Here is an 18,048-nt window from a genome sequence, read left to right on the forward strand (position 1 = left end):
GAAATATTTTTGTCATATTGAGTATCCAGTGTCAATCCATTAAAAAGCTATTGATAACGTAGCTTTAATATTCGGTAAAACACTTTTTAACAATACCTGCTGATTTTGTTAGAAAAAGTCACCGCATTGTTCAGTGCGGGGGCTGGCAGGTATCAATGGCGTTAATGATAAAAGCAAGGGTAAGGACAAAATAATGAAGAAAAGTTTAGTGTGTGGCGCGGTGGCGCTGGTACTGGTCAGCCTGACAGGGTGCGCCAATCAGCAGCAGGCGGCGGACCAGAAACTGGCCAGCCAGACGGTGATGGCGGTAGACTGGTTCCAGCAGTCCGGTGAATACCGTGCCCTGGCATACCAGTCATTTAACAGCGCTCGTGCCGCGTGGGATCAATCCGCAAAACAGGGGCACGCTAAGCGGGCCGTTATCGTGGATCTGGATGAAACCATGCTCGACAACAGCGCTTACAGCGCGTGGCAGGCCAAAAACAACAAGCCGTTTGACGACAAAACCTGGTCCCAGTGGACTCAGGCTCGCCAGGCGCTGGCCGTGCCAGGCGCGGTGGATTTTGCTAACTACGTGAACAGCCACGGCGGCACGATGTTCTACGTCTCTAACCGTGACAGCAAAGACTTCGACGCTACTGTGGCCAACATGAAAGCCCTGGGCTTTACCGGCGTGAGCGACAAAACCGTGCGCCTGAAAACCGACAGCTCCAACAAGCAGGCCCGTTTCGATGCTATAAAAGCCGAAGGTTATGATGTGGTGATGTACATCGGCGACAACCTGAATGACTTTGGCAAAGCGACTTACCACAAGGATCAGCCGCAGCGTCAGCAGTTTGCCAGCGATAACCGCAGCAAATTTGGCACCCAGTTTATTGTTCTGCCGAACCCAATGTACGGCGACTGGGAAGGTGCTTTAGCGCCAAACTACTTCAAGCTGAATGCCGCCCAGCAGGCCGAAGCGCGTGAAAATGCGCTGCGTACCTGGTCCGGGAAATAAGTTGTCTCACCCCACCCGTGCGGTGGGGTTTTTTATGCCGCCACGCTGGCCTGAAGCTGCGCTCTAAGCCAGCGGTGGGCGGCATCATCGTCAAACCGACGGTGCCAGGTGGCATACAGGCTGAAATGGCGGACATCAAACGGCAACGGGAATGAATCAAGCACTTCGTGATAGCGAGACAGAAAACGGGCCGGTAGCGTGCAGACCAGGTCGCTGTTCTGCAAAATCAGCGGCACCAGACTGTAAAACTGCACGGAAACGCCCACCCGGCGGGCCAGGCCCTGGTCAGCCAGCAAATCGTCAATAAATCCCCGAAACCCGCCTCCCTGGCCGGACACTAAAATGTGCTCAAGACTGGCATAACTTTCCAGCGTCAGCGGCTCATTTCCTCTCGGATGGCCTTTTCTCTGCGCCAGTTGGAACGCCTCATCGACCAGCGGCAGTTGCTGCGCACCCGGCACGGCATCCCGTGAGGTTAAAGCTATATCGATTTCACCCGTTTCTAACTGGCTCTGAAGCCGGTTCGTCTGCGGGGCAATAAACGCAAAGCGAATATGATGCCAGCCGGCGTCGCGGGTGAGTTTAATCAAGCGAGGGGCAATAATCGCGGCGGCATTGTCGTTTGCTCCCAGAGTAAACGTGCGGTGCGCGCGGGCGGGATCGAATTCCGGCTGCTGTGCCACCACTTCTTCAAGCGTTTGCAGCGCCCGGCGCAAAGGTTCACGCAGATGCGACCCCAATGACGTCCGCACCATTCCTCTGCCCGACTGTGCGGGGATCAGAAGCTGATCCTCAAACAGATCCCGTAGCCTCGCCAGTTGAGCAGACAGTGCAGGTTGGCTGATATTCAACTTTTCCGCCGCGCGGGTGACGTTGCACTCCTCCAGCAGAGTATTCAATGAGGCAAGCAATGCAAGATTGTGACCGGAGAGATTCATGTAGCTTATACCTGGCATCCTGATTATCGATTTCACGGTACTGACTTATCTCATTAGCATCAACCGCAAGTTAAAACCTGATGAGGTTACCTGCCGTGTTGAAATTCCAGCTTCATGATGTTTCCGTTACCCGCGTGGTTGAACAACGCGGGCCGGGATTTGCCCCTGATTTTCTTTACCCTGACTGGGACCCAGCTTTGTTGGAGGAGCATCGCGAGCTGATGGTGCCCGAGTGCTTCGACGTGGTCTCGCGGCGATTTATCGCCAGCATTCATAGCTGGGTGGTGCGCACCCGGCATCACACTATTCTGATTGATACCTGTGCAGGCAACCACAAAGAGCGCCCTTCACTGCCCCGCTTCCACCAGCTTGATTTGCCGTTTCTGAACCGGCTGTCGGAGGCTGGCGTGACGCCAGAGAGCGTGGATTACGTGATGTGCACTCATCTGCACGCCGATCACTGTGGCTGGAATACGCAGCTCATTGATGGCCGCTGGGAACCGACCTTCCCCAACGCCCGCTACGTGTTTTCTCGCAAAGAATACGATTACTGGCTGACGCATCAGGACGATGAGGGGTTCAACGCCAACGTCTTCAACGACAGCGTCAGGCCGATTCTTGAGCGCAACCAGGCCATTATTGTGGAAGGCACCACGGCCATTGCCGATGCGCTTCTTATTCACCCGACACCGGGGCACAGCCCAGGGCACATCACTTTTGAATTGCTGAATAACGGGCATCGCCAGCGGGGCGGACTTTTCTGCGGTGACATCATGCACCAGCCGCTACAGGTTTATCGGCCGGCCTGGAACAGTCGGTTTTGCGCTGACCAGCAGCAGGCTCGTGAGTCTCGCCGCTGGCTTCTTGAGCATGCTGCCGAGCATCAGAGCACCCTTTTTACCGCCCATTTTGCCAGCACCTCAGCCGGGCGCGTCACGCGCCGTGGGGACAGCTTTGACTGGCATTTTATTCACCTGGAGGACGTGAAATGACACCTGAGATTCTACGTAACGACTTTTATATTCCCACTACAACGCCAGGCATTGAGCTTTATGTCCGTAACAAGAGACGTGGCGATCTCACCGCGATCCCCGGTGCCCGCACGGTACTGTTTGTCGCCGGATCGACCTACCCGGCGTCGACCTCGTTTGATTTAGCCCTGGACGGCACTTCGTGGATGGATAATCTGGCTCACGCGGGTTACGACGCCTGGCTGGTGGATGTGCGTGGTTATGGCCAGTCATCAAAACCTGCAGAAATGGCCGAGCCGCCGGAGCAAAATGCGCCCGTGGTGCGAACACCGGTGGCCGTTAGCGATGTGGCTTCAGCAGTGGACTTTATTCGACGGCAGACTGGGCATGCAGCGATCAATCTGATTGGCTGGTCCTGGGGAGCGGCGCTGATGGCAACCTACACTACCGCGCACAATGGCGCAGTGAATAAGCTGGTGCTGCTTGCTCCGCAGTGGATCCGCGATACCCCCAGCGCTTCGGATACCGGCGGAGAGCTTGGCGCCTATCGGGTGGTCAAACGCAGTTCGGCCAAAGCCCGCTGGCTGAATGGTGTACCTGAAAGTGAGCGGGAAAGTGTGCTGCCGCAAGCCTGGTTTGACGCCTGGGCGGATGCGACGTTTGGGCCCGCCGAAGATGCGGCTATCAAAGCCCCTAATGGCACGGTGCAGGATAGCCGCGAAATCTGGTCGGCAGGTCGTGCGCTGTATGATGCCGCGCAGATCCGTGTTCCGGTGCTTATCGTTCATGCCGACTGGGACAGAGACTGCCCGCTTGAGTTGTCAAAAACGCTATTTTCGCAGCTAACCCAGGCTCCTTATCGCCGTTGGGTTGAAATTGGTGAAGGGACGCATTCGGTCTTTATGGAGAAAAACCGCTGGCAGGTGTTTACCGCTGTCCAGCATTTCCTCGACGAGAAAGCCCCTGTTTAAGGCGCAAATCTGGGGGATGTCAGAAAGATCCCCCAAAATGTTTTAAGAAATATATGCGATTCATACTAATGTTATCGATTGAGCGTCCGATTAAAGAGATAACGCTGCGTAATGCGGATAAGGAAAATGATGAGGGATCTAGCTGAATTAGTTGATGAGCATAAGTCTGGCTGGCTTACAGTCCAACAATCGTTGAACGTAGCAACCAATAACTATGAAATTCTTCCCTGTGACCCAGAACAAGCAAGCTTCGATTTACACCAGCTTCAGGTAACCACATCCTCTCCGCTCGGTGCTGTAGCATACGAAACGGGAGGTATAGTTGTTGATAATGGTTGGTTGCGTATTTTAGGCTCCGGCCATAACAGACTGACACGAAGGCTGGCTTCCTGGACACAAGAGGTGATAGCCACCCGGCCATTTAAGGCATTATTGATTGCGGATGATGCATCGGGAGGCTTTTTTGCACTTAACGGGGGAGAATTCGGTGAAGATCGTTGCGGTGTGTATTACCTCCCACCTGATACTCTTGAATGGGAAAGCCTCGATACTAGCTATTCAGGTTTTCTGCATTGGGCGCTTTGCGGTGATTTGAACTTATTCTACAAAAATGTGCGTTGGACAGATTGGCGAGAAGATACAACTTCAATGAATGGCGATCTGGTGTACTCCTTTTATCCATACCTCTGGAGCGCCCCCCAGTTATCTATAGATCAGCGTTCGCGGATTACTGTGCCTGTTGTTGAACACTGGGCGTTATGCGTGGATTTGATCGCTCAATTTAAGCACGAATAATTTCTGTAAGTTTGTTGCGCTTCCTTGCCGCCCATTCAGGTCTGTCAGGGGTGAAGGAAGAATGATCGGTCTTTCCCCCACCTCTCCTCTGTTCACTGATTTTGAGGGTTTCCGTTTGTCACTCTTCAACATCTTTTATGATTTATTGTTTTTGAGCATTAACCATTCATGCCAAACATTTTCCGCATCAATATCTTGATAGCCTCGGCTTTTAGTCATGTCTATGGCAATCTCAGTCGGTAATTCAATAGCGGTCGCATTATCTCGTATTGCCTCAACTTCATGCTGGAGTAGTTCACGGCCAATTGCCTTCTCTTTTACTTCAAGTAATGCAATCAATGCCGGGATAAATACAATAGTCATTATCAGTCAGTCTTCATTATTCGCTGAATTTTCATCATTCTGGCATAAATAGCGTGTTGTTACATACCCTCCAGAACAACTTAACAAGGATGCAAGTATGAAAGCCAAGAGTGCGTTAGTTTTAGAAGCACTGAGATCCAAACTACGTCCCGCATCTGTGGCGCAGGTCGGTGGTTTTCGCCCTAAAGCAGACCCCATTACTTCCTGGTTTTTGAAAGGAGTCTCTTTACCTGGCGAAGGGCTGCCCGTCTGGAAAGGACAGCCGATGTTTCCGCTTCTTCAGATTCGTATCGATGAGCTTCCGGTGATCCCTGAACAACTGAAGGATGTCGCACTCCTGGTGCTCTATCACAATATAGAAAGCTATCCGTTTGATAATCCTCATGGTGAAGGATGGCTAATACGAGAATATGCCACCCTTGAGGGGCTGGAGTTATTGCCTGCAACGGAGACACCTTATCGTGCATTTCCGGTTCGATGGCTGAGCGTGAATGATGATGCTCCAGGATGGGAGGATGCCTGGGATATTATTGATCTTTCTGAGGTAAACGATGATGAAGAGGCTGCTAACAGCTTCTTTGATGATTTCAATCGCTACAGTGGAACCAAGGTCGGAGGATATCCGAAGGAAATACAACACGGGGCGGGGATTAAAGATTTTGTTTTTCAGGTGGGGTCAGAGGAAAAGGTAAACTGGATGTGGGCGGACAATGGTATCGGCTACTTTCACAAGTCACCAGAGGGGCTCTGGACTTTTTCGTGTCAGTTTTACTAGTAGTACAGCGTCCGCGCCTCTCGCAGAGCGGAAGTTTTACAGCGGTCCTGCCTGGCGCCTGGTCTGGTCTGGTAAATAAATGGTCTCGCCCCACCCGCGCGGTGGGGTTTTTTATGCCGCTATGCTGGCCTGAAGCTGTGCTCTAAGTGAGCTGCATCCTCGTCTGTCCAGCATTTCCTCGACGAGAAAGCCTCCCTTTAAGCCGAAAATCCAGGGGAGACCGCGAGGCTCCCCTGGAAAGGGATATATAAGGGATCAAGTGCATTCGTTTTTTATCTATACCCCAAAGGTCAGTCTCTTAGTTTTAGATATTATCTTTCATACCCGTATAAATTAATCCTGCCCGAGAGATACTCGCCTAAATATACTTCGCTGATTTTATTAAAGCCCTGCTTGATAACTTCTTTTTCTAACCAGTCGTTGTCCTTGTTAAGGATTTCGAGCAAATCATGGTTAGCTAAGCCATCAACTATAATTGGATAACGTATATTCTCATCACCACTTTGTATAATGGTTAACTGCCCATTCTGTTCGAGAACTACGCGCTTCAATTGTTCTATTTCATAAATACCATTCGCCCTTAACTTGAACATCAAATCATTTGCAGAAACACCATTGCGTAAACACTCCTTAACATTGACACTGCCATTATGCACCAGGGTGATAGGCTTGCCATCAATAATTCTTTTAACTAGCCGATTGTTCTCTTTTAAAAATTTAAGGACAAAGACGAGAAAGGTCCATATAATTAACACCAAAACAAACTGTAGCACTGTTATCGATTCATTATAAATTACGCCACCGATAATCCCCCCGAGCACATAGTTCTGAACCTGGTCCATCGCGGATGAAGGCGCCAGGTTGCCCTTCCCCATGAGATTTATTTGAATAATCAGACACAGTATCCCCAGGCCCAATTTTATCATGATCGGCGTGTAAATTATCATTTCTGCTCCTCAGTTTTTTATGATTTCTATGCCTGGGTTTACTAACGACACCTCAACTAAACTATATGTTTTTTGATCCGGACTTAAATTAACGCGATAGTAAAAATCATTAATTTTAACGATAATGCCATCCGAGAGTTGTATTGAGTTTGAAAATATAGAATCCATGCTCACTTCTTTTTCTTGTGATAACAACTTAACAAAGTTTACCATTTGTGATGATTGAGAATGTATATTTTGACTGTCGGTATAATCTGCATACTGAACACCAGAAATGAAGAGTAAAAATAAGAAGACGATAATTGTCAAGTCTCGATATTTAGTTTGTAAGCGATGACGCATGTACAGGCTAAAAAAAACGATCAAAATAAATAAAGCACCAAATATAATGATGTATTTTAAATAATCATTAATATTAGACTGTGTTTGTAGATAATCGATGCCATAAAATCTCATATAGTTATAATCCCTAACCCCTTAAGACCCCATTTTTATTATAGTAACACATTGCCATTTCCCGCTCTAACGACCGCGCTACGGGCTCTCTCCTCTCTATCCAGTTCACCACTATCTCCCTTGCTGCTTTTCATGTTGAAAATCCCTTGATCAACATTTAGTCCAGATATAGATTATTTGTCTAAATCCGACCGCGATTGAGAGGTAACATGGCCCCGGACATCAGGCTACGCAATATCGAACAGGCTCCTGCCCCCGTGGGGCACTATTCCCATACCGCCACTGCAGGCGGTTTGGTGTTTATTTCCGGCCAGCTTCCCCTGGCGGCGGACGGCACACCGCGATGTGAAGCGCCTTTTGAGGAGCAGGCTCAGCTGGTGCTGCAAAATATTGAGTCTTGCCTGGCCTGCGCGGGGGTGACGAAACAACATCTTGTCTCCGTGCGGGTGTATATCACGGACATCAATCTCTGGCCGGTGTTTAACCGCATCTATGCGGCGTGGATCGGCGAGCACCGCCCTTCCCGCGCGGTGGCCGGCGTTGCACAACTCCATTACGGCGCGGCGCTCGAAATTGAAGCCGTGGCGCTCTCTGAATAAGACAACCGTTTAAAGGTGGCAAAATGAGTGAATTAGTTCTCCCCGTTTATGAAGATGTGGTCGCGGCGGCTCAGCGCATTGAGGGCCATGCCAACCGTACCCCGGTCATGACATCCCGCACCGTAAATGAAGAGTTTGGCGCCGACGTCTTTTTCAAATGCGAAAACTATCAGCGAATGGGGGCGTTTAAGTTCCGCGGGGCCATGAACGCCCTCGCCCAGTTTACGCCGGAGCAGAAAGAAGCTGGGGTGGTGGCCTTCTCCTCCGGGAACCACGCCCAGGCAATTGCCCTTGCCGCAGGACTGCTGGGTATTCCGGCAACCATCGTGATGCCGGAAGATGCCCCGGCGGCCAAAATAGCCGCCACGCGGGAATACGGCGGCAAAGTCATTCTCTATAACCGCTACACCGAAGACCGGCAGCAGATAGGCAAAGATCTGGCGGATAAATATGGCCTGACGCTGATCCCGCCTTACGATCATCCGCACGTCATTGCAGGCCAGGGCACCGCGGCGAAAGAGCTGTTTGACGAGGTCGGCGAGCTGGACGCGCTGTTTGTCTGCCTGGGCGGCGGCGGGTTGATTTCCGGCTGCGCCCTGGCGGCGCGTCATCTTTCCCCCAACTGTAAAGTCTACGGCGTGGAGCCGGAAGCCGGGAACGATGCCCAGCAGTCGTTCCGACATCGGCAAATTGTGCGTATTGATACACCCAAAACTATCGCCGATGGCGCGCAAACCACTTTCCTGGGGGACTACACCTTCCAGATGATTTGCCAGAACGTGGACGATATTTTCACCGCCACCGACGAAGAGCTGATCGCATCGATGAAGTTTTTTGCCGAGCGCATGAAAATGGTGGTCGAGCCGACGGGTTGCCTTGGCTTCGCCGCCGCGCGCGGGATGAAAGAGAGTCTGCGCGGGAAGCGAATCGGGATTATCATCAGCGGCGGCAACGTCGATATCAGCCGCTACGCTGAATTTCTGGCCGCTGCCGCACCGCGTTAATCAGAAGGAGAGATAGAGTGTCAAAATCAGAAAACAGTGCCCTGCTCGACCAGCTCGAGAGCATCGCCCGGGGGTTGAGTGAAACTTTCGCACCTTTTTGTGAGGTGGTAGTGCACGACCTGAAACAGCCCGATCACTCTATCCTCTCTATCCATAACAACCTGTCCGGCCGTGAGGTTGGCCAGGGTGCAACGGAAATGGGGCTGGCGCGCATCGCCTCCCCTGATTTCCCGGCGGTGATCGCCAATTATGCCAACCAGTTTGCCGACGGACGCCCGGTAAAAAGCACGTCTATTGGGCTGAAAGATGACGCCGGGAATTACGTCGCGGCACTCTGCCTGAACCTGGATATGACCTTGTTCAGAGGAATGCAAAGCGCGCTGGCACGCTTTACCGACACCACGTCAGGCCCGGTGGTGGAACACATTGGGCCTGCGGGTTCTGAAGCCATCAGGCTTAGAATCGATCGCTATGCCGCCGGCATAGGGACGACGCCACGCGCGCTGAAAACTTCAGAAAGAATTGAGCTGTTGCAGACGTTAAAAAAAGAAGGATTACTGGATATCCGTAAATCGATGGAAACCGTGGCGCAGCATTTGGGCGTTTCCCGGGCATCGGTTTATTTGTATGCAAAACAACAGTCATCCGTAGACGAGACGGGCTGCTGACAACCACGGAGAGGAAAAACTGCGCTTTTTTCCCTCTTCGTCTGCAAACCTTCGCTGTCCGTAGACGACATGGCGTCATTCAAATCGCAGTTTACTTGCCAGGGCAGACAGATGGGTTCTTTGAAGTGGCTGGTAGCGCCTTTATCTCAGGAGCCTCAGCGCTCCGGTATTTTGTTTCATATCATCATTGGACTGCCGGCTGCGGCTTTTGGTCTCAGCATCAGCGGCTGCAGTTCCGCCGGGCACAACGCTGCATCATCCCTGCGGCTGGAAAGCCGGCTCAACGAGCAGATTGTGATGCTGCCTGTGCAAACGGAAGGCAGAACCGTTGAGCTGGAAACCACGCTGTACAAGCCTCCGGGCAACGGCCCTTTCCCCTTGCTGTTGATGAATCACGGTAAAAACCCGGGCAATGCCCGCACGCAGCCGCGCTCCCGCCACCTGGAAATCGCGTCGGTATTTGTTCACCGAGGGTTTGCGGTCGCGATCCCGATGCGGGAAGGCTTTGCGGCCTCAGGCGGCCAGTATCCGAAAGACGGGTGTGATGTGCGTCGTCACGCATTTGACGAGGCAAAAGATTCCGCGGCGGCGCTCAAGGAGCTGGTAAAACTGCCTTACGTTGATCGCGCCCGCATTGTGATTGCCGGTCAGTCAGACGGGGGGCTGGTGGCCATGGCGCTGAGTACTCGCCAAATCCCGGGCGTACTGGGGGTGATTAACTTTTCAGGTGGATTGCGCATGAAAACCTGTGCCGGCTGGCAGCAAAACCTGGTCAACGCCTATGGCAGCATCGGGAAACAGGCGCGCTATCCGTCGCTTTGGTTCTATGGCGATAACGACCAGCTTTGGCCGCAGCCGCTGCCACAGCAAATGTTCAGCGCCTACACCAGCCAGGCCACCGGGGCCGCCAGCCGAGCCCGAATGGTTGATATCGGCACCTTCGGACAAAACTCCCATGACTTTGCCGACAGCAAAGCTGGCGTCAAACGCTGGTACCCGCAGGTAGAAACCTTCGTTCACTCGCTGGGGCTGCCGTTTGAGCCGGTGTTTAAATAGCTAAGCAGACGTGTCATTTTACTCTGAGGCGAGGTATGCCCGGTGACGCTGTTGTCAAACCAGCTGCCATCTGCCTCAGGGTGTGGGCCTGTCAGCACCACTTTTCCTTTGCCATAGCGGTAGGCGGCTATCGCCACATCACCGTTGCTGTACCAGGCCACTGGCGTAAAGCCGCTGCTTTTAGCGTCGTGATTAAAATAAGGGCCATCCTGATAGTAAAAAGGCTCTTTTTTATTCTCCCAGCTGATATTCAGCGTGTAGTCACCTTCATCCGCGACGCCGGAACCGGGACGCCCAACCTCAGACTCAAGAGGGGTATCGATAAGCCCTATCCAGTCTTTGTCAGCCAGATAGGCGCCCATGCACAGGCCAAGATACCCTTTCCCGCTGTGAACAAAGTCTCTGATGGCCTGCGCGCCGTTTTCACCAATAGCATCAAACGCCGCCGGGATATCCTGCCCGCCGCCGGGTTGCACGTAGATATCAAATTTACTCAGGTTTTGCCGGGTCAGTTTTAGCTTTTCATTTTCACCGATGTAGGCAATGGCGATATTTTTTCCGGTGTTCTGCAGCGATTTTGCCACCATTTCAGAGCAGTCGTCGCAGCCCGCAGCACCCCGATATATGGCGATGTTCAGGGGAGTGCCGCCAGATGCATTCGCCGCAAATGGAGAAAATAAAAAAGCAGAGAGTGCTAAGCGAAATACGGGTGAAAACCTGTTCAGACCTTGTATTACCTTCATCCGGGCATCCTGTAAGTCAGCTTTACCAGAAAAGCGATTTAGGGGGAGCCAGTATGAATGCCGAAGCGTTTTAAAAACCAGTAAAATCGCGGTGAGGTTTAGCTCATGTTCAAGTCTTCCCTCCGGCAGGAAACCGCGCGCTATAAATCTCCTTCAGCCAGTCGATAAACACCCGCACGCGCGGCGAAAGCTGTCTGTTTTGGGTGTACACCGCCGAAACTGCGATGGCCGGGCTTTGCCAGTCGGCCAGCACCTCAACCAGCTGGCCGTCAGTCAGCGCCTGTTCGACGTGGTAGCGCGGGAGCTGAACCAGGCCGCAGCCACGCAGCGCGCAGATGACATAGTTCTCAGCCTCATTGACCGTCACCCAACCTTTGGGCGAAAAAGCCCGACGCTCGTTATCGATAATGAATTCAATGGGGTAATTCACGCCGCCGGTTGTCGAGAAAAAGTTAACGCACTGGTGGTGCTCGAGATCGTCCGGATGCGCGGGCACGCCAAAAGCCGCCAGATAGTCAGGACTGGCGCATACTGTTTGAGGGAGATCCGCCAGGTGACGGGCGACCAGCGAAGAGTCCTGTAACTTACCGGCACGCACCACGCAATCTATCCCTTCGCGCACCAAATCTACCAGCCTGTCACCGCTACTGATAATCAGCTCAATATCGGGATAGCGGCGGTGAAATTCGTCCAGCTGCGGCAGGACGATGTGGGAGGCATGGGTTCCCTGCAGGTCGATACGCAATGTCCCCCGGGGCCGGGCCACAACCGGGCGCAGCGCGGCTTCAGCGTCATTCAGTTCGGCCAGAATATATACGCAGCGCTGGTAGTAGGCTTTGCCATCGTGGGAGGCTCGCACATGCCGGGTGGTGCGCTCCAGCAAGCGGCAGCCAAGCTGGCTCTCCAGCTCTTTAATTGCATTGCTTGCCGTGGCTCTCGGGATGCCGAGTTGATCGGCGGCCTGGCTGAAACTCCCCAGTTCAACAATGCGGGTGAAGAGCTGCAAGGTGTCGAATTTGTCCATCTATTATTAACCAAAACGGAATTATCTAATCAAATTAGCACCGTTTATCCCGAATTCAAAAACATTAACAATGCCCACACGCCCACTCGGGGCGATACCCTCACAGCATCTGGAGAACAGCATGACAACAGCAAAGAAAACAGCCCTGGTAACCGGCGCCTCCCGTGGTATTGGCCGGGCAATTGCCGAGAGGCTGGCTCGCGACGGCTTCACCGTTGTCGTTAACTATGCCGGAAATAAAGCCAGCGCCGATGAAACGGTGCAGGCCATTAAAAACCACGGCGGAGACGCCGTGGCGATTCAGGCCGATGTCTCCTCCGAAAGCGATGTTGCCCGCCTGTTTGCCGAAGCGAAGGCCATCCACAACCAGCTGGATGTGGTGGTACACAGCGCAGGCATTATGCCGATGGTAAAAATCACTCCGGCCGGCCTCGCGGAGTTCGACAAAATCATCAGTACAAACTTGCGCGGGGCATTTATGGTGCTGGCCAACGCCGCCGAGTCGCTGCAGGACGGTGGCCGTATCATTGCCCTGTCTACCAGCGTCATCGCCAAATCATTCCCGGCCTACGGCCCTTACATCGCCTCTAAAGCCGGGGTTGAAGGCCTGGTGCACGTTCTTGCCAACGAACTGCGGGGCCGCAATATCACCGTTAACGCCGTTGCCCCAGGGCCAACCGGCACCGACCTGTTCCTGAATGGTAAAACCGAAGAGCAAATTCAGACAATCGCCAACCTCGCTCCGCTGGGGCGCATCGGCAAACCTGAAGAAATCGCCAGTATTGTCGCCACGCTGGCCGGCCCGGACGGCAGCTGGGTGAATTCCCAGGTGGTCCGCGTCAACGGCGGCTTTGCATAATCTCACCGACGGGCAGGAGAAGACCATGCAGCAAATTATTCTGATAACCGGCGCATCCAGCGGCTTTGGTGCCTTATCCGCGCGCGCCCTCGCCCATGCCGGGCACACCGTTTATGCCAGTATGCGGGATATCGCGGGCCGTAACGCGCCTCAGGTTGAGAGCCTGAAGGATTACGCGTGGCATCACAGCGTTGATCTCCGTGCTATTGAGCTGGACGTGCAGTCCGAGGCCTCTGCGGAGTCGGCAGTCGCACAGATTATCGCTGAGCAAGGCCGGCTGGACGTCGTGGTGCACAATGCCGGGCACATGTCCTACGGCCCCGCCGAGGCGTTTCGGCCGGAACAGTTCAGCCAGCTGTTCGACATCAACGTGCTGGGAACCCAGCGGGTTAACCGGGCGGCGCTGCCTTATCTGCGTCAGCAAAGAAAAGGCCTGGTGCTGTGGGTCGGCAGCAGCAGTACTCGAGGCGGCACCCCGCCTTATCTGGCGCCCTATTTTGCCGCAAAGGCTGCGATGGACGCCGTGGCCGTGAGCTACGCTGCCGAGCTAAGCCGATGGGGAATTGAAAGCTCAATTCTGGTGCCCGGGGCCTTTACCAAAGGCACCAACCATTTCCTGCACTCCGGCAAGCCTGCGGATACCGAACGTGAGCTGGCCTACACCCAAACCGGCCCAACGGCTGGGCTGGAAGACGAAGCGCTGCAAGGCCTGGCGGCCTGTGAGCCGGAGGACGCCGACGTGGCCGATGTGGCGGCGGCGATGGTGGATATCGTGAATGCGCCGTATGGTCAACGCCCGTTCCGCGTGCACGTTGATCCCTCTGACGACGGTGCCGAAGTGGTAAGTGCCGTGGCTGACCGTATCCGCACAGAGTTTTTGCGGCGCATTGGGTTGGCTGACCTGCTTACTCCCCGGCAGTAAATCTCTGCCTGCGGCTTATCTTGCAAAGGCTAAGGCGCAGGCCATTTCCTGGAGTATTTTATGCGCACGTTGTTATTTCTACTCAGCGGCGGCTTGCTCGCCTGCGGTTGTTACCTGCTTATTCGGCTATTTACCCCGGACTATCCCCCGGCCCAGGCGATTATCGCCCGAGGCTTTGCGGTGCTGTGGTGTCTGATTGCGGCGGTTAATATGCTGACAGGCGTTATTAAAGCGGGCTACGGCTGGGGCGAAGAGCTGACCATTTTTGTCGCCATCTTCGCCCTGCCGGTTGTGCCGCTTCTGTGGATGGTGGAACATTAATCCCGGGGGGACTCGTCAGACTCCTCGATAGCCTTCATCAAGGCCAGAAACGCCCGGTGGCTGTATGTCTCGCTGCTGCACAGCACCTCATACTGGTTGCCGTGAAATGACTGGTGGTGGCCCGTTTCGTGGAAGCCGTTTCGCAGGTAAAAGGCTTTGCGTTTTACTCGCTGCTGAATATTTTCCGCGCGGCAATCCAGAGATTCAATGCAAAGCGTCAGAGGCCGGTTTTTCGCATCGACCTTGAGCCGCCTCAACACCTCACTGCCATAGCCCTGGGAGCGATGCTGCGGGTCGATGGCCAGGAACGATAGAAAGCGGATCTGCTCGTCCGGGATCAACACATAAAACCCCACCACAAGACTGCCTTCGCACAGGCATTTGACGTCCAGGAGCTGCTGTTCAGCAAAGGGTAAAAATATCTCAAGCGGTATTCTTTGCCCTTCCGGAAACGCCTGCTGGTTGATGTGCCCCGCCGCGTGGAAATGCTCAGTCCCTGGCCGCAGGTCTTCAATACTCAGTGCCATAAAAACCCTCTTTTACTTTGTGGCTGTACGCCATTGGCAGCTATTGGCATCCTGCGGGCCGCCTAAATAACGCATGACATCCCGATCAGCATCCATGGCAATCTGATGGTTCAGATGGGCCTCACTCAGCGGTATTAAGGTCAATCGCGGGGTCTTCAGCGCAGTCTGGAACATATTTTTCCCTTTTTTCTTTTGTTGAACGCGTGTTCAGATTATCATTTGCCAATATTGAACGGATGTTCAACACCAATGAAAAGAGGCGCTATGCACTACCTTCCGCGGGAAGATCGCAAACGACAAATTTTGGACACGGCGATAGAGCTGGCCCTGGAACAAGGGCTGGAAGCCCTGACGGCCCGCAGCGTAACGGCCAGAGCGGGGACATCTACCGGGCAGGTACACCATCACTACGGCTCACTCTTTGAGCTACAGGCCGAGGTTTTTGATGCCATTACACAACGCTATTTACAGGAATCGCTGCCCGGCGGGCTTTCGGTGACCGAGCAGTTGCGCTACCTGCTTGATCCGGGCGATCGCGAGGAGATTGGCCCTTATTTAAGGCTATGGAGCGATGCAGAGAAGCTGATGGAAAAAAATGCGCCGCTGCGGAGTGTTTATGAAAAAGCGTTTATTAACTGGCAAAAGCTTATCGTCGCGGCAATCGAGAACGGCACCCGCCAGGGAGAATACCGGCTTAAATCAGGTTCGGCTGACGAGGCGGCCTGGCGGCTGATTGCTGCCGCCCTGGGGCTTGAAAATCTCGCGGCATCCCGGCTTTCCGTTTTGCCTGATACATTTGTGGCCCATGCCCTCACCTGGTTTATCGCCAACGAATTTGCCTGAAAAATTCAAGCCACCAGCCCGCTAACAAAGTTCAGAAATGCCCGGGTTTTCGCCGGCACATGATGCCTGGACGGGTAATAGGCGTAGAGCGGGAAACGATGATCTGACCAGGAGGGGAACAGCGGCACCAGGCGGCCGGAAGCCACGTACTCTTCGCTGCCTAATTCGAATATTTGAACAACACCGAGTCCGGCAAGACAGGTACTGAATGCGGTTTCCGCATCGTTGACCGTTAACAGGCCACGCGGCTGGATCGTCAGCTTTTTCTTTCCCTGGTGAAATTCCCAGGCAAAGGGTTTCCCCGTCAATGGCTCACGGAACAAAATGCAGCGATGCGGCTCATTTTCAAGCTCTGGCGGCGTTTTCGGCTGCCCGAAGCGCTGTAAATATTCGGGTGACGCCATAGCAAACACCCGCGTGTCGAACAGCTTTCTGGCGACCAGCGACGAGGACCGAGGGTGACCAAAGCGTAGCGCCAGGTCGAAACCGTCGGAGATAAGATCCCCCAGCTCGTCCCGACTGCGCAGCTCGATTTCAAGCTCAGGGTGTTTATCCATAAAAGTACCGAGGCGTGGCCCCAGAACCTGGCTGGCAAACAGCGGATCCACGTTCACCCTCAGCTTCCCGCGAAGGGTATGCCCGTCCCCCGCCGCCCCGCCGGTGACTTCGGCCAGCGCGCCAATCAGCGGCATGACCTGCTCGTAGAACTCGCGTCCCTCATCGGTCAGCCGCACTGAACGCGTTGTTCGGTCAAAAACGCGGATGCCAAGCCGCTTTTCCAGGCGGGCAATGGCCCGGCTGACGCCGGACTGCGACATATCGAGCATTTCGGCGGCGGCGCCGAAACTCAGGGTATCCACCACGGCGGCCATGACGTCCACGCCTTCCAGCAATTGCGAACTTAATACTCTCATTGTTGACTCACAGTCATAAGTGATATGCCTTTCATGCTATCGCATTCTGCCCTGCACGACGCCACAATTTGCTCGTCATCTCGACCTGTTCACATTTTCAGGATGGTTTTATGCATTCAAGCAGTACAAATATTGCTGCGCCGCATGGCGCACACGTTTCCCGCGCACGCAGCATCGCGGCGGTGCTGGCCCTGAGCCTGGGCTGTTTCACTTTTGTCAGTACCGAACTGATGCCGGTGGGCGTGTTGCCGGGCATGGCCGCCGGGCTGAACGTTTCTCTTGGCGTGGCCGGTTATCTGGTCACTATTTTTGCTTTTATGGTGGCGCTCACCGCCGCCCCGCTGACCGGACTGCTCGGGCATATTAACCGCAAAGCGTTAATGTCTGGCCTGCTGGCCGCCTGCTTTGCGGGAAACCTGATCACCTGGCTGGCATCGGACTACCTGGTTGTCTTCGTGGGCCGCATTCTGGTGGCTGCCGCTATCGGGGTGTTCTGGTCTACGGCGGTGGTGACCGCCGTGCATCTGGTGGCGTCACGTAACGCCGTGCGGGCAACGTCCGTTGTGTTTGGCGGCGTTTCTCTGGCAACGGTACTGGGCGTGCCCGCGGGTACTATGCTGGGTGATTTTTACGGCTGGCGGGCGGTATTTGCCGCGCTGTGCCTCCTTTGTCTGGGCGTATTCACGCTTATTGTCTGGTCCGTTCCGGCGGTGAGAATTGCCAGGTCCGCCAGGCGCGGGGCAATTTCAGCCGTATTTAAAAACGGCGCATTGCTGGCCATTTTTGGCATCACCGCGCTGGTCGTCTCCGGTAACTTCCTGGCTTACACCTACGTCACGCCGTTTCTCGAACAAGTCGCCGGCCAAAGCAGCGGCCAAATTAGCGTGTTGCTGTTGGTTTATGGCGCCGCGGGCGTTATCACCAACTTCGCCGTCGGACCATTTGCCGCCCGCGCACCGCGCACAAGTCTGGGGATCGTCGCCGCGTTGTTCACCGCAAGCCTTGCCAGCCTGAACGCTGCCGCAGCCAGTCATGGGGCAATCTTTACGGCCATTGCTCTGTGGGGCGCGGCCTACGGCGCGCTGCCGGTCCTGCTGCAAACTCTGGTATTTAAAGAAGCCTCTCGCCTGGAAGGCGGCGCGGATGCTGCCACCTCGGTCAACGTATCGGTGTTCAACGCGGCGATTGGCTTAGGCTCCCTGATAGGCGGGGTACTGATAAACCTGACTGGACCGCGCCCTATTCCTTACGTTGCCGCTGTTTTTGCTTTAGCCGGGCTGCTGGCGACGATCGCGACCCGGGCAAACAAAGCCCGTGCTGGCTGATATCTCATTATTCATCATTTCAAAGGA

At 54.2% G+C, this 18,048-nt stretch carries 21 protein-coding genes and 1 pseudogene; 14 read left to right on the top strand and 8 right to left on the bottom strand.

What is annotated here, in order from left to right; translation table 11 throughout:
• The first annotated feature begins 193 nt into the window (after positions 1–193).
• A complete protein-coding gene (locus VW41_11145; protein AJZ89546.1) occupies positions 194–1,000 on the top strand; it encodes a membrane protein in 807 nt (268 codons plus the stop codon).
• Positions 1,001–1,032: 32 nt separating this feature from the next.
• On the opposite strand, the gene VW41_11150 is transcribed toward VW41_11145, so the two are convergent.
• Positions 1,033–1,938, bottom strand: a complete 906-nt coding sequence (locus VW41_11150) for a LysR family transcriptional regulator (GenBank protein ID AJZ89547.1) — start codon at positions 1,936–1,938, stop codon at positions 1,033–1,035.
• Between the two features lie 80 nt (positions 1,939–2,018).
• Here VW41_11150 and VW41_11155 point away from each other — a divergent pair, with 80 nt between their 5' ends.
• The 3 genes from VW41_11155 to VW41_11165 all read left to right on the top strand — a co-directional run bounded on the left by VW41_11155 (position 2,019) and on the right by VW41_11165 (position 4,675).
• Positions 2,019–2,930 (top strand): beta-lactamase, encoded by a 912-nt coding sequence (locus tag VW41_11155; protein ID AJZ89548.1) that lies wholly within the window; start codon positions 2,019–2,021, stop codon positions 2,928–2,930.
• On the top strand, positions 2,927–3,880 hold the full coding sequence (locus VW41_11160) for an alpha/beta hydrolase (protein AJZ89549.1): 954 nt from the start codon (positions 2,927–2,929) through the stop codon (positions 3,878–3,880). Before VW41_11155 ends, VW41_11160 begins: the two co-directional genes overlap by 4 nt.
• A 129-nt stretch (positions 3,881–4,009) precedes the next feature.
• Entirely contained in the window at positions 4,010–4,675 is a 666-nt protein-coding gene (locus VW41_11165; GenBank protein ID AJZ89550.1) for a hypothetical protein, read from the top strand.
• A 135-nt stretch (positions 4,676–4,810) separates the two neighbouring features.
• Here VW41_11165 and VW41_11170 read toward each other — a convergent pair whose 3' ends face one another.
• Positions 4,811–5,038: a hypothetical protein gene (locus VW41_11170; protein AJZ89551.1), complete on the bottom strand. Its 228-nt coding sequence runs from the start codon at positions 5,036–5,038 to the stop codon at positions 4,811–4,813.
• Between the two features lie 97 nt (positions 5,039–5,135).
• Between VW41_11170 and VW41_11175 the strand changes: the two genes are divergently transcribed.
• A complete protein-coding gene (locus tag VW41_11175; protein ID AJZ89552.1) occupies positions 5,136–5,813 on the top strand; it encodes a hypothetical protein in 678 nt (225 codons plus the stop codon).
• Positions 5,814–6,124: 311 nt separating this feature from the next.
• Here VW41_11175 and VW41_11180 read toward each other — a convergent pair whose 3' ends face one another.
• Both VW41_11180 and VW41_11185 read right to left on the bottom strand, forming a co-directional pair.
• Entirely contained in the window at positions 6,125–6,760 is a 636-nt protein-coding gene (locus VW41_11180; GenBank protein AJZ89553.1) for a membrane protein, read from the bottom strand.
• A gap of 9 nt (positions 6,761–6,769) precedes the next feature.
• Positions 6,770–7,216: a hypothetical protein gene (locus tag VW41_11185; GenBank protein ID AJZ89554.1), complete on the bottom strand. Its 447-nt coding sequence runs from the start codon at positions 7,214–7,216 to the stop codon at positions 6,770–6,772.
• Positions 7,217–7,425: 209 nt separating this feature from the next.
• On the opposite strand from VW41_11185, the gene VW41_11190 reads away from it, so the two are divergent.
• The 4 genes from VW41_11190 to VW41_11205 all read left to right on the top strand — a co-directional run bounded on the left by VW41_11190 (position 7,426) and on the right by VW41_11205 (position 10,543).
• Complete coding sequence (locus VW41_11190; GenBank protein AJZ89555.1) at positions 7,426–7,815, top strand: endoribonuclease L-PSP; 390 nt, start codon at positions 7,426–7,428, stop codon at positions 7,813–7,815.
• A 23-nt stretch (positions 7,816–7,838) separates the two neighbouring features.
• A complete protein-coding gene (locus tag VW41_11195) occupies positions 7,839–8,819 on the top strand; it encodes a serine dehydratase (protein AJZ89556.1) in 981 nt (326 codons plus the stop codon).
• Between the two features lie 17 nt (positions 8,820–8,836).
• The gene (locus VW41_11200; GenBank protein ID AJZ89557.1) at positions 8,837–9,487 is read left to right on the top strand and encodes a DNA-binding protein; all 651 of its coding nucleotides are present in this window, start codon (positions 8,837–8,839) and stop codon (positions 9,485–9,487) included.
• A gap of 111 nt (positions 9,488–9,598) precedes the next feature.
• Positions 9,599–10,543: a dienelactone hydrolase gene (locus VW41_11205; protein ID AJZ89558.1), complete on the top strand. Its 945-nt coding sequence runs from the start codon at positions 9,599–9,601 to the stop codon at positions 10,541–10,543.
• Here VW41_11205 and VW41_11210 read toward each other — a convergent pair.
• Both VW41_11210 and VW41_11215 read right to left on the bottom strand, forming a co-directional pair.
• Positions 10,504–11,286, bottom strand: a complete 783-nt coding sequence (locus VW41_11210; GenBank protein AJZ89559.1) for a hypothetical protein — start codon at positions 11,284–11,286, stop codon at positions 10,504–10,506. The genes VW41_11205 and VW41_11210 overlap by 40 nt on opposite strands.
• A gap of 109 nt (positions 11,287–11,395) precedes the next feature.
• The gene (locus tag VW41_11215; protein ID AJZ89560.1) at positions 11,396–12,310 is read right to left on the bottom strand and encodes a transcriptional regulator; all 915 of its coding nucleotides are present in this window, start codon (positions 12,308–12,310) and stop codon (positions 11,396–11,398) included.
• A gap of 121 nt (positions 12,311–12,431) precedes the next feature.
• Here VW41_11215 and VW41_11220 point away from each other — a divergent pair, with 121 nt between their 5' ends.
• The 3 genes from VW41_11220 to VW41_11230 are packed head-to-tail and all read left to right on the top strand — an operon-like array spanning position 12,432 to position 14,412.
• Positions 12,432–13,169, top strand: coding sequence for a 3-ketoacyl-ACP reductase (locus VW41_11220; protein ID AJZ89561.1), 738 nt, complete (start codon positions 12,432–12,434; stop codon positions 13,167–13,169).
• A 25-nt stretch (positions 13,170–13,194) separates the two neighbouring features.
• Positions 13,195–14,091 carry an oxidoreductase gene (locus VW41_11225; GenBank protein ID AJZ89562.1) on the top strand — a complete coding sequence of 299 codons (897 nt, stop codon included), beginning with the start codon at positions 13,195–13,197 and terminating at the stop codon, positions 14,089–14,091.
• A gap of 60 nt (positions 14,092–14,151) precedes the next feature.
• On the top strand, positions 14,152–14,412 hold the full coding sequence (locus VW41_11230) for a membrane protein (protein AJZ89563.1): 261 nt from the start codon (positions 14,152–14,154) through the stop codon (positions 14,410–14,412).
• Positions 14,413–14,543: 131 nt separating this feature from the next.
• Here VW41_11230 and VW41_11235 read toward each other — a convergent pair.
• A pseudogene (locus VW41_11235) lies at positions 14,544–14,939 on the bottom strand (hypothetical protein).
• 264 nt (positions 14,940–15,203) lie between these two features.
• Here VW41_11235 and VW41_11240 point away from each other — a divergent pair.
• The gene (locus VW41_11240) at positions 15,204–15,782 is read left to right on the top strand and encodes a hypothetical protein (protein AJZ91940.1); all 579 of its coding nucleotides are present in this window, start codon (positions 15,204–15,206) and stop codon (positions 15,780–15,782) included.
• Positions 15,783–15,787: 5 nt separating this feature from the next.
• Here the strand turns inward: VW41_11240 and VW41_11245 are convergent, their stop codons facing one another.
• On the bottom strand, positions 15,788–16,696 hold the full coding sequence (locus VW41_11245; GenBank protein ID AJZ89564.1) for a LysR family transcriptional regulator: 909 nt from the start codon (positions 16,694–16,696) through the stop codon (positions 15,788–15,790).
• A gap of 110 nt (positions 16,697–16,806) precedes the next feature.
• On the opposite strand from VW41_11245, the gene VW41_11250 reads away from it, so the two are divergent.
• Positions 16,807–18,021, top strand: coding sequence for an MFS transporter (locus tag VW41_11250; protein AJZ89565.1), 1,215 nt, complete (start codon positions 16,807–16,809; stop codon positions 18,019–18,021).
• Positions 18,022–18,048: the final 27 nt, after the last annotated feature.

Origin of the sequence: Klebsiella michiganensis (assembly GCA_000963575.1) — a bacterium.
Classification (GTDB): Bacteria; Pseudomonadota; Gammaproteobacteria; order Enterobacterales; family Enterobacteriaceae; genus Cedecea; species Cedecea michiganensis_A.

What these genes read in the sequence shown, in the direction of transcription:
- VW41_11145 (AJZ89546.1), top strand. Translation starts at nt 194, where the DNA reads ATGAAGAAAAGTTTAGTGTGTGGCGCGGTGGCGCTGGTACTGGTCAGC.
- VW41_11150 (AJZ89547.1), bottom strand. Translation starts at nt 1,938, where the DNA reads ATGAATCTCTCCGGTCACAATCTTGCATTGCTTGCCTCATTGAATACT.
- VW41_11155 (AJZ89548.1), top strand. Translation starts at nt 2,019, where the DNA reads ATGAGGTTACCTGCCGTGTTGAAATTCCAGCTTCATGATGTTTCCGTT.
- VW41_11160 (AJZ89549.1), top strand. Translation starts at nt 2,927, where the DNA reads ATGACACCTGAGATTCTACGTAACGACTTTTATATTCCCACTACAACG.
- VW41_11165 (AJZ89550.1), top strand. Translation starts at nt 4,010, where the DNA reads ATGAGGGATCTAGCTGAATTAGTTGATGAGCATAAGTCTGGCTGGCTT.
- VW41_11170 (AJZ89551.1), bottom strand. Translation starts at nt 5,038, where the DNA reads ATGACTATTGTATTTATCCCGGCATTGATTGCATTACTTGAAGTAAAA.
- VW41_11175 (AJZ89552.1), top strand. Translation starts at nt 5,136, where the DNA reads ATGAAAGCCAAGAGTGCGTTAGTTTTAGAAGCACTGAGATCCAAACTA.
- VW41_11180 (AJZ89553.1), bottom strand. Translation starts at nt 6,760, where the DNA reads ATGATAATTTACACGCCGATCATGATAAAATTGGGCCTGGGGATACTG.
- VW41_11185 (AJZ89554.1), bottom strand. Translation starts at nt 7,216, where the DNA reads ATGAGATTTTATGGCATCGATTATCTACAAACACAGTCTAATATTAAT.
- VW41_11190 (AJZ89555.1), top strand. Translation starts at nt 7,426, where the DNA reads ATGGCCCCGGACATCAGGCTACGCAATATCGAACAGGCTCCTGCCCCC.
- VW41_11195 (AJZ89556.1), top strand. Translation starts at nt 7,839, where the DNA reads ATGAGTGAATTAGTTCTCCCCGTTTATGAAGATGTGGTCGCGGCGGCT.
- VW41_11205 (AJZ89558.1), top strand. Translation starts at nt 9,599, where the DNA reads ATGGGTTCTTTGAAGTGGCTGGTAGCGCCTTTATCTCAGGAGCCTCAG.
- VW41_11210 (AJZ89559.1), bottom strand. Translation starts at nt 11,286, where the DNA reads ATGAAGGTAATACAAGGTCTGAACAGGTTTTCACCCGTATTTCGCTTA.
- VW41_11215 (AJZ89560.1), bottom strand. Translation starts at nt 12,310, where the DNA reads ATGGACAAATTCGACACCTTGCAGCTCTTCACCCGCATTGTTGAACTG.
- VW41_11220 (AJZ89561.1), top strand. Translation starts at nt 12,432, where the DNA reads ATGACAACAGCAAAGAAAACAGCCCTGGTAACCGGCGCCTCCCGTGGT.
- VW41_11225 (AJZ89562.1), top strand. Translation starts at nt 13,195, where the DNA reads ATGCAGCAAATTATTCTGATAACCGGCGCATCCAGCGGCTTTGGTGCC.
- VW41_11230 (AJZ89563.1), top strand. Translation starts at nt 14,152, where the DNA reads ATGCGCACGTTGTTATTTCTACTCAGCGGCGGCTTGCTCGCCTGCGGT.
- VW41_11240 (AJZ91940.1), top strand. Translation starts at nt 15,204, where the DNA reads ATGCACTACCTTCCGCGGGAAGATCGCAAACGACAAATTTTGGACACG.
- VW41_11245 (AJZ89564.1), bottom strand. Translation starts at nt 16,696, where the DNA reads ATGAGAGTATTAAGTTCGCAATTGCTGGAAGGCGTGGACGTCATGGCC.
- VW41_11250 (AJZ89565.1), top strand. Translation starts at nt 16,807, where the DNA reads ATGCATTCAAGCAGTACAAATATTGCTGCGCCGCATGGCGCACACGTT.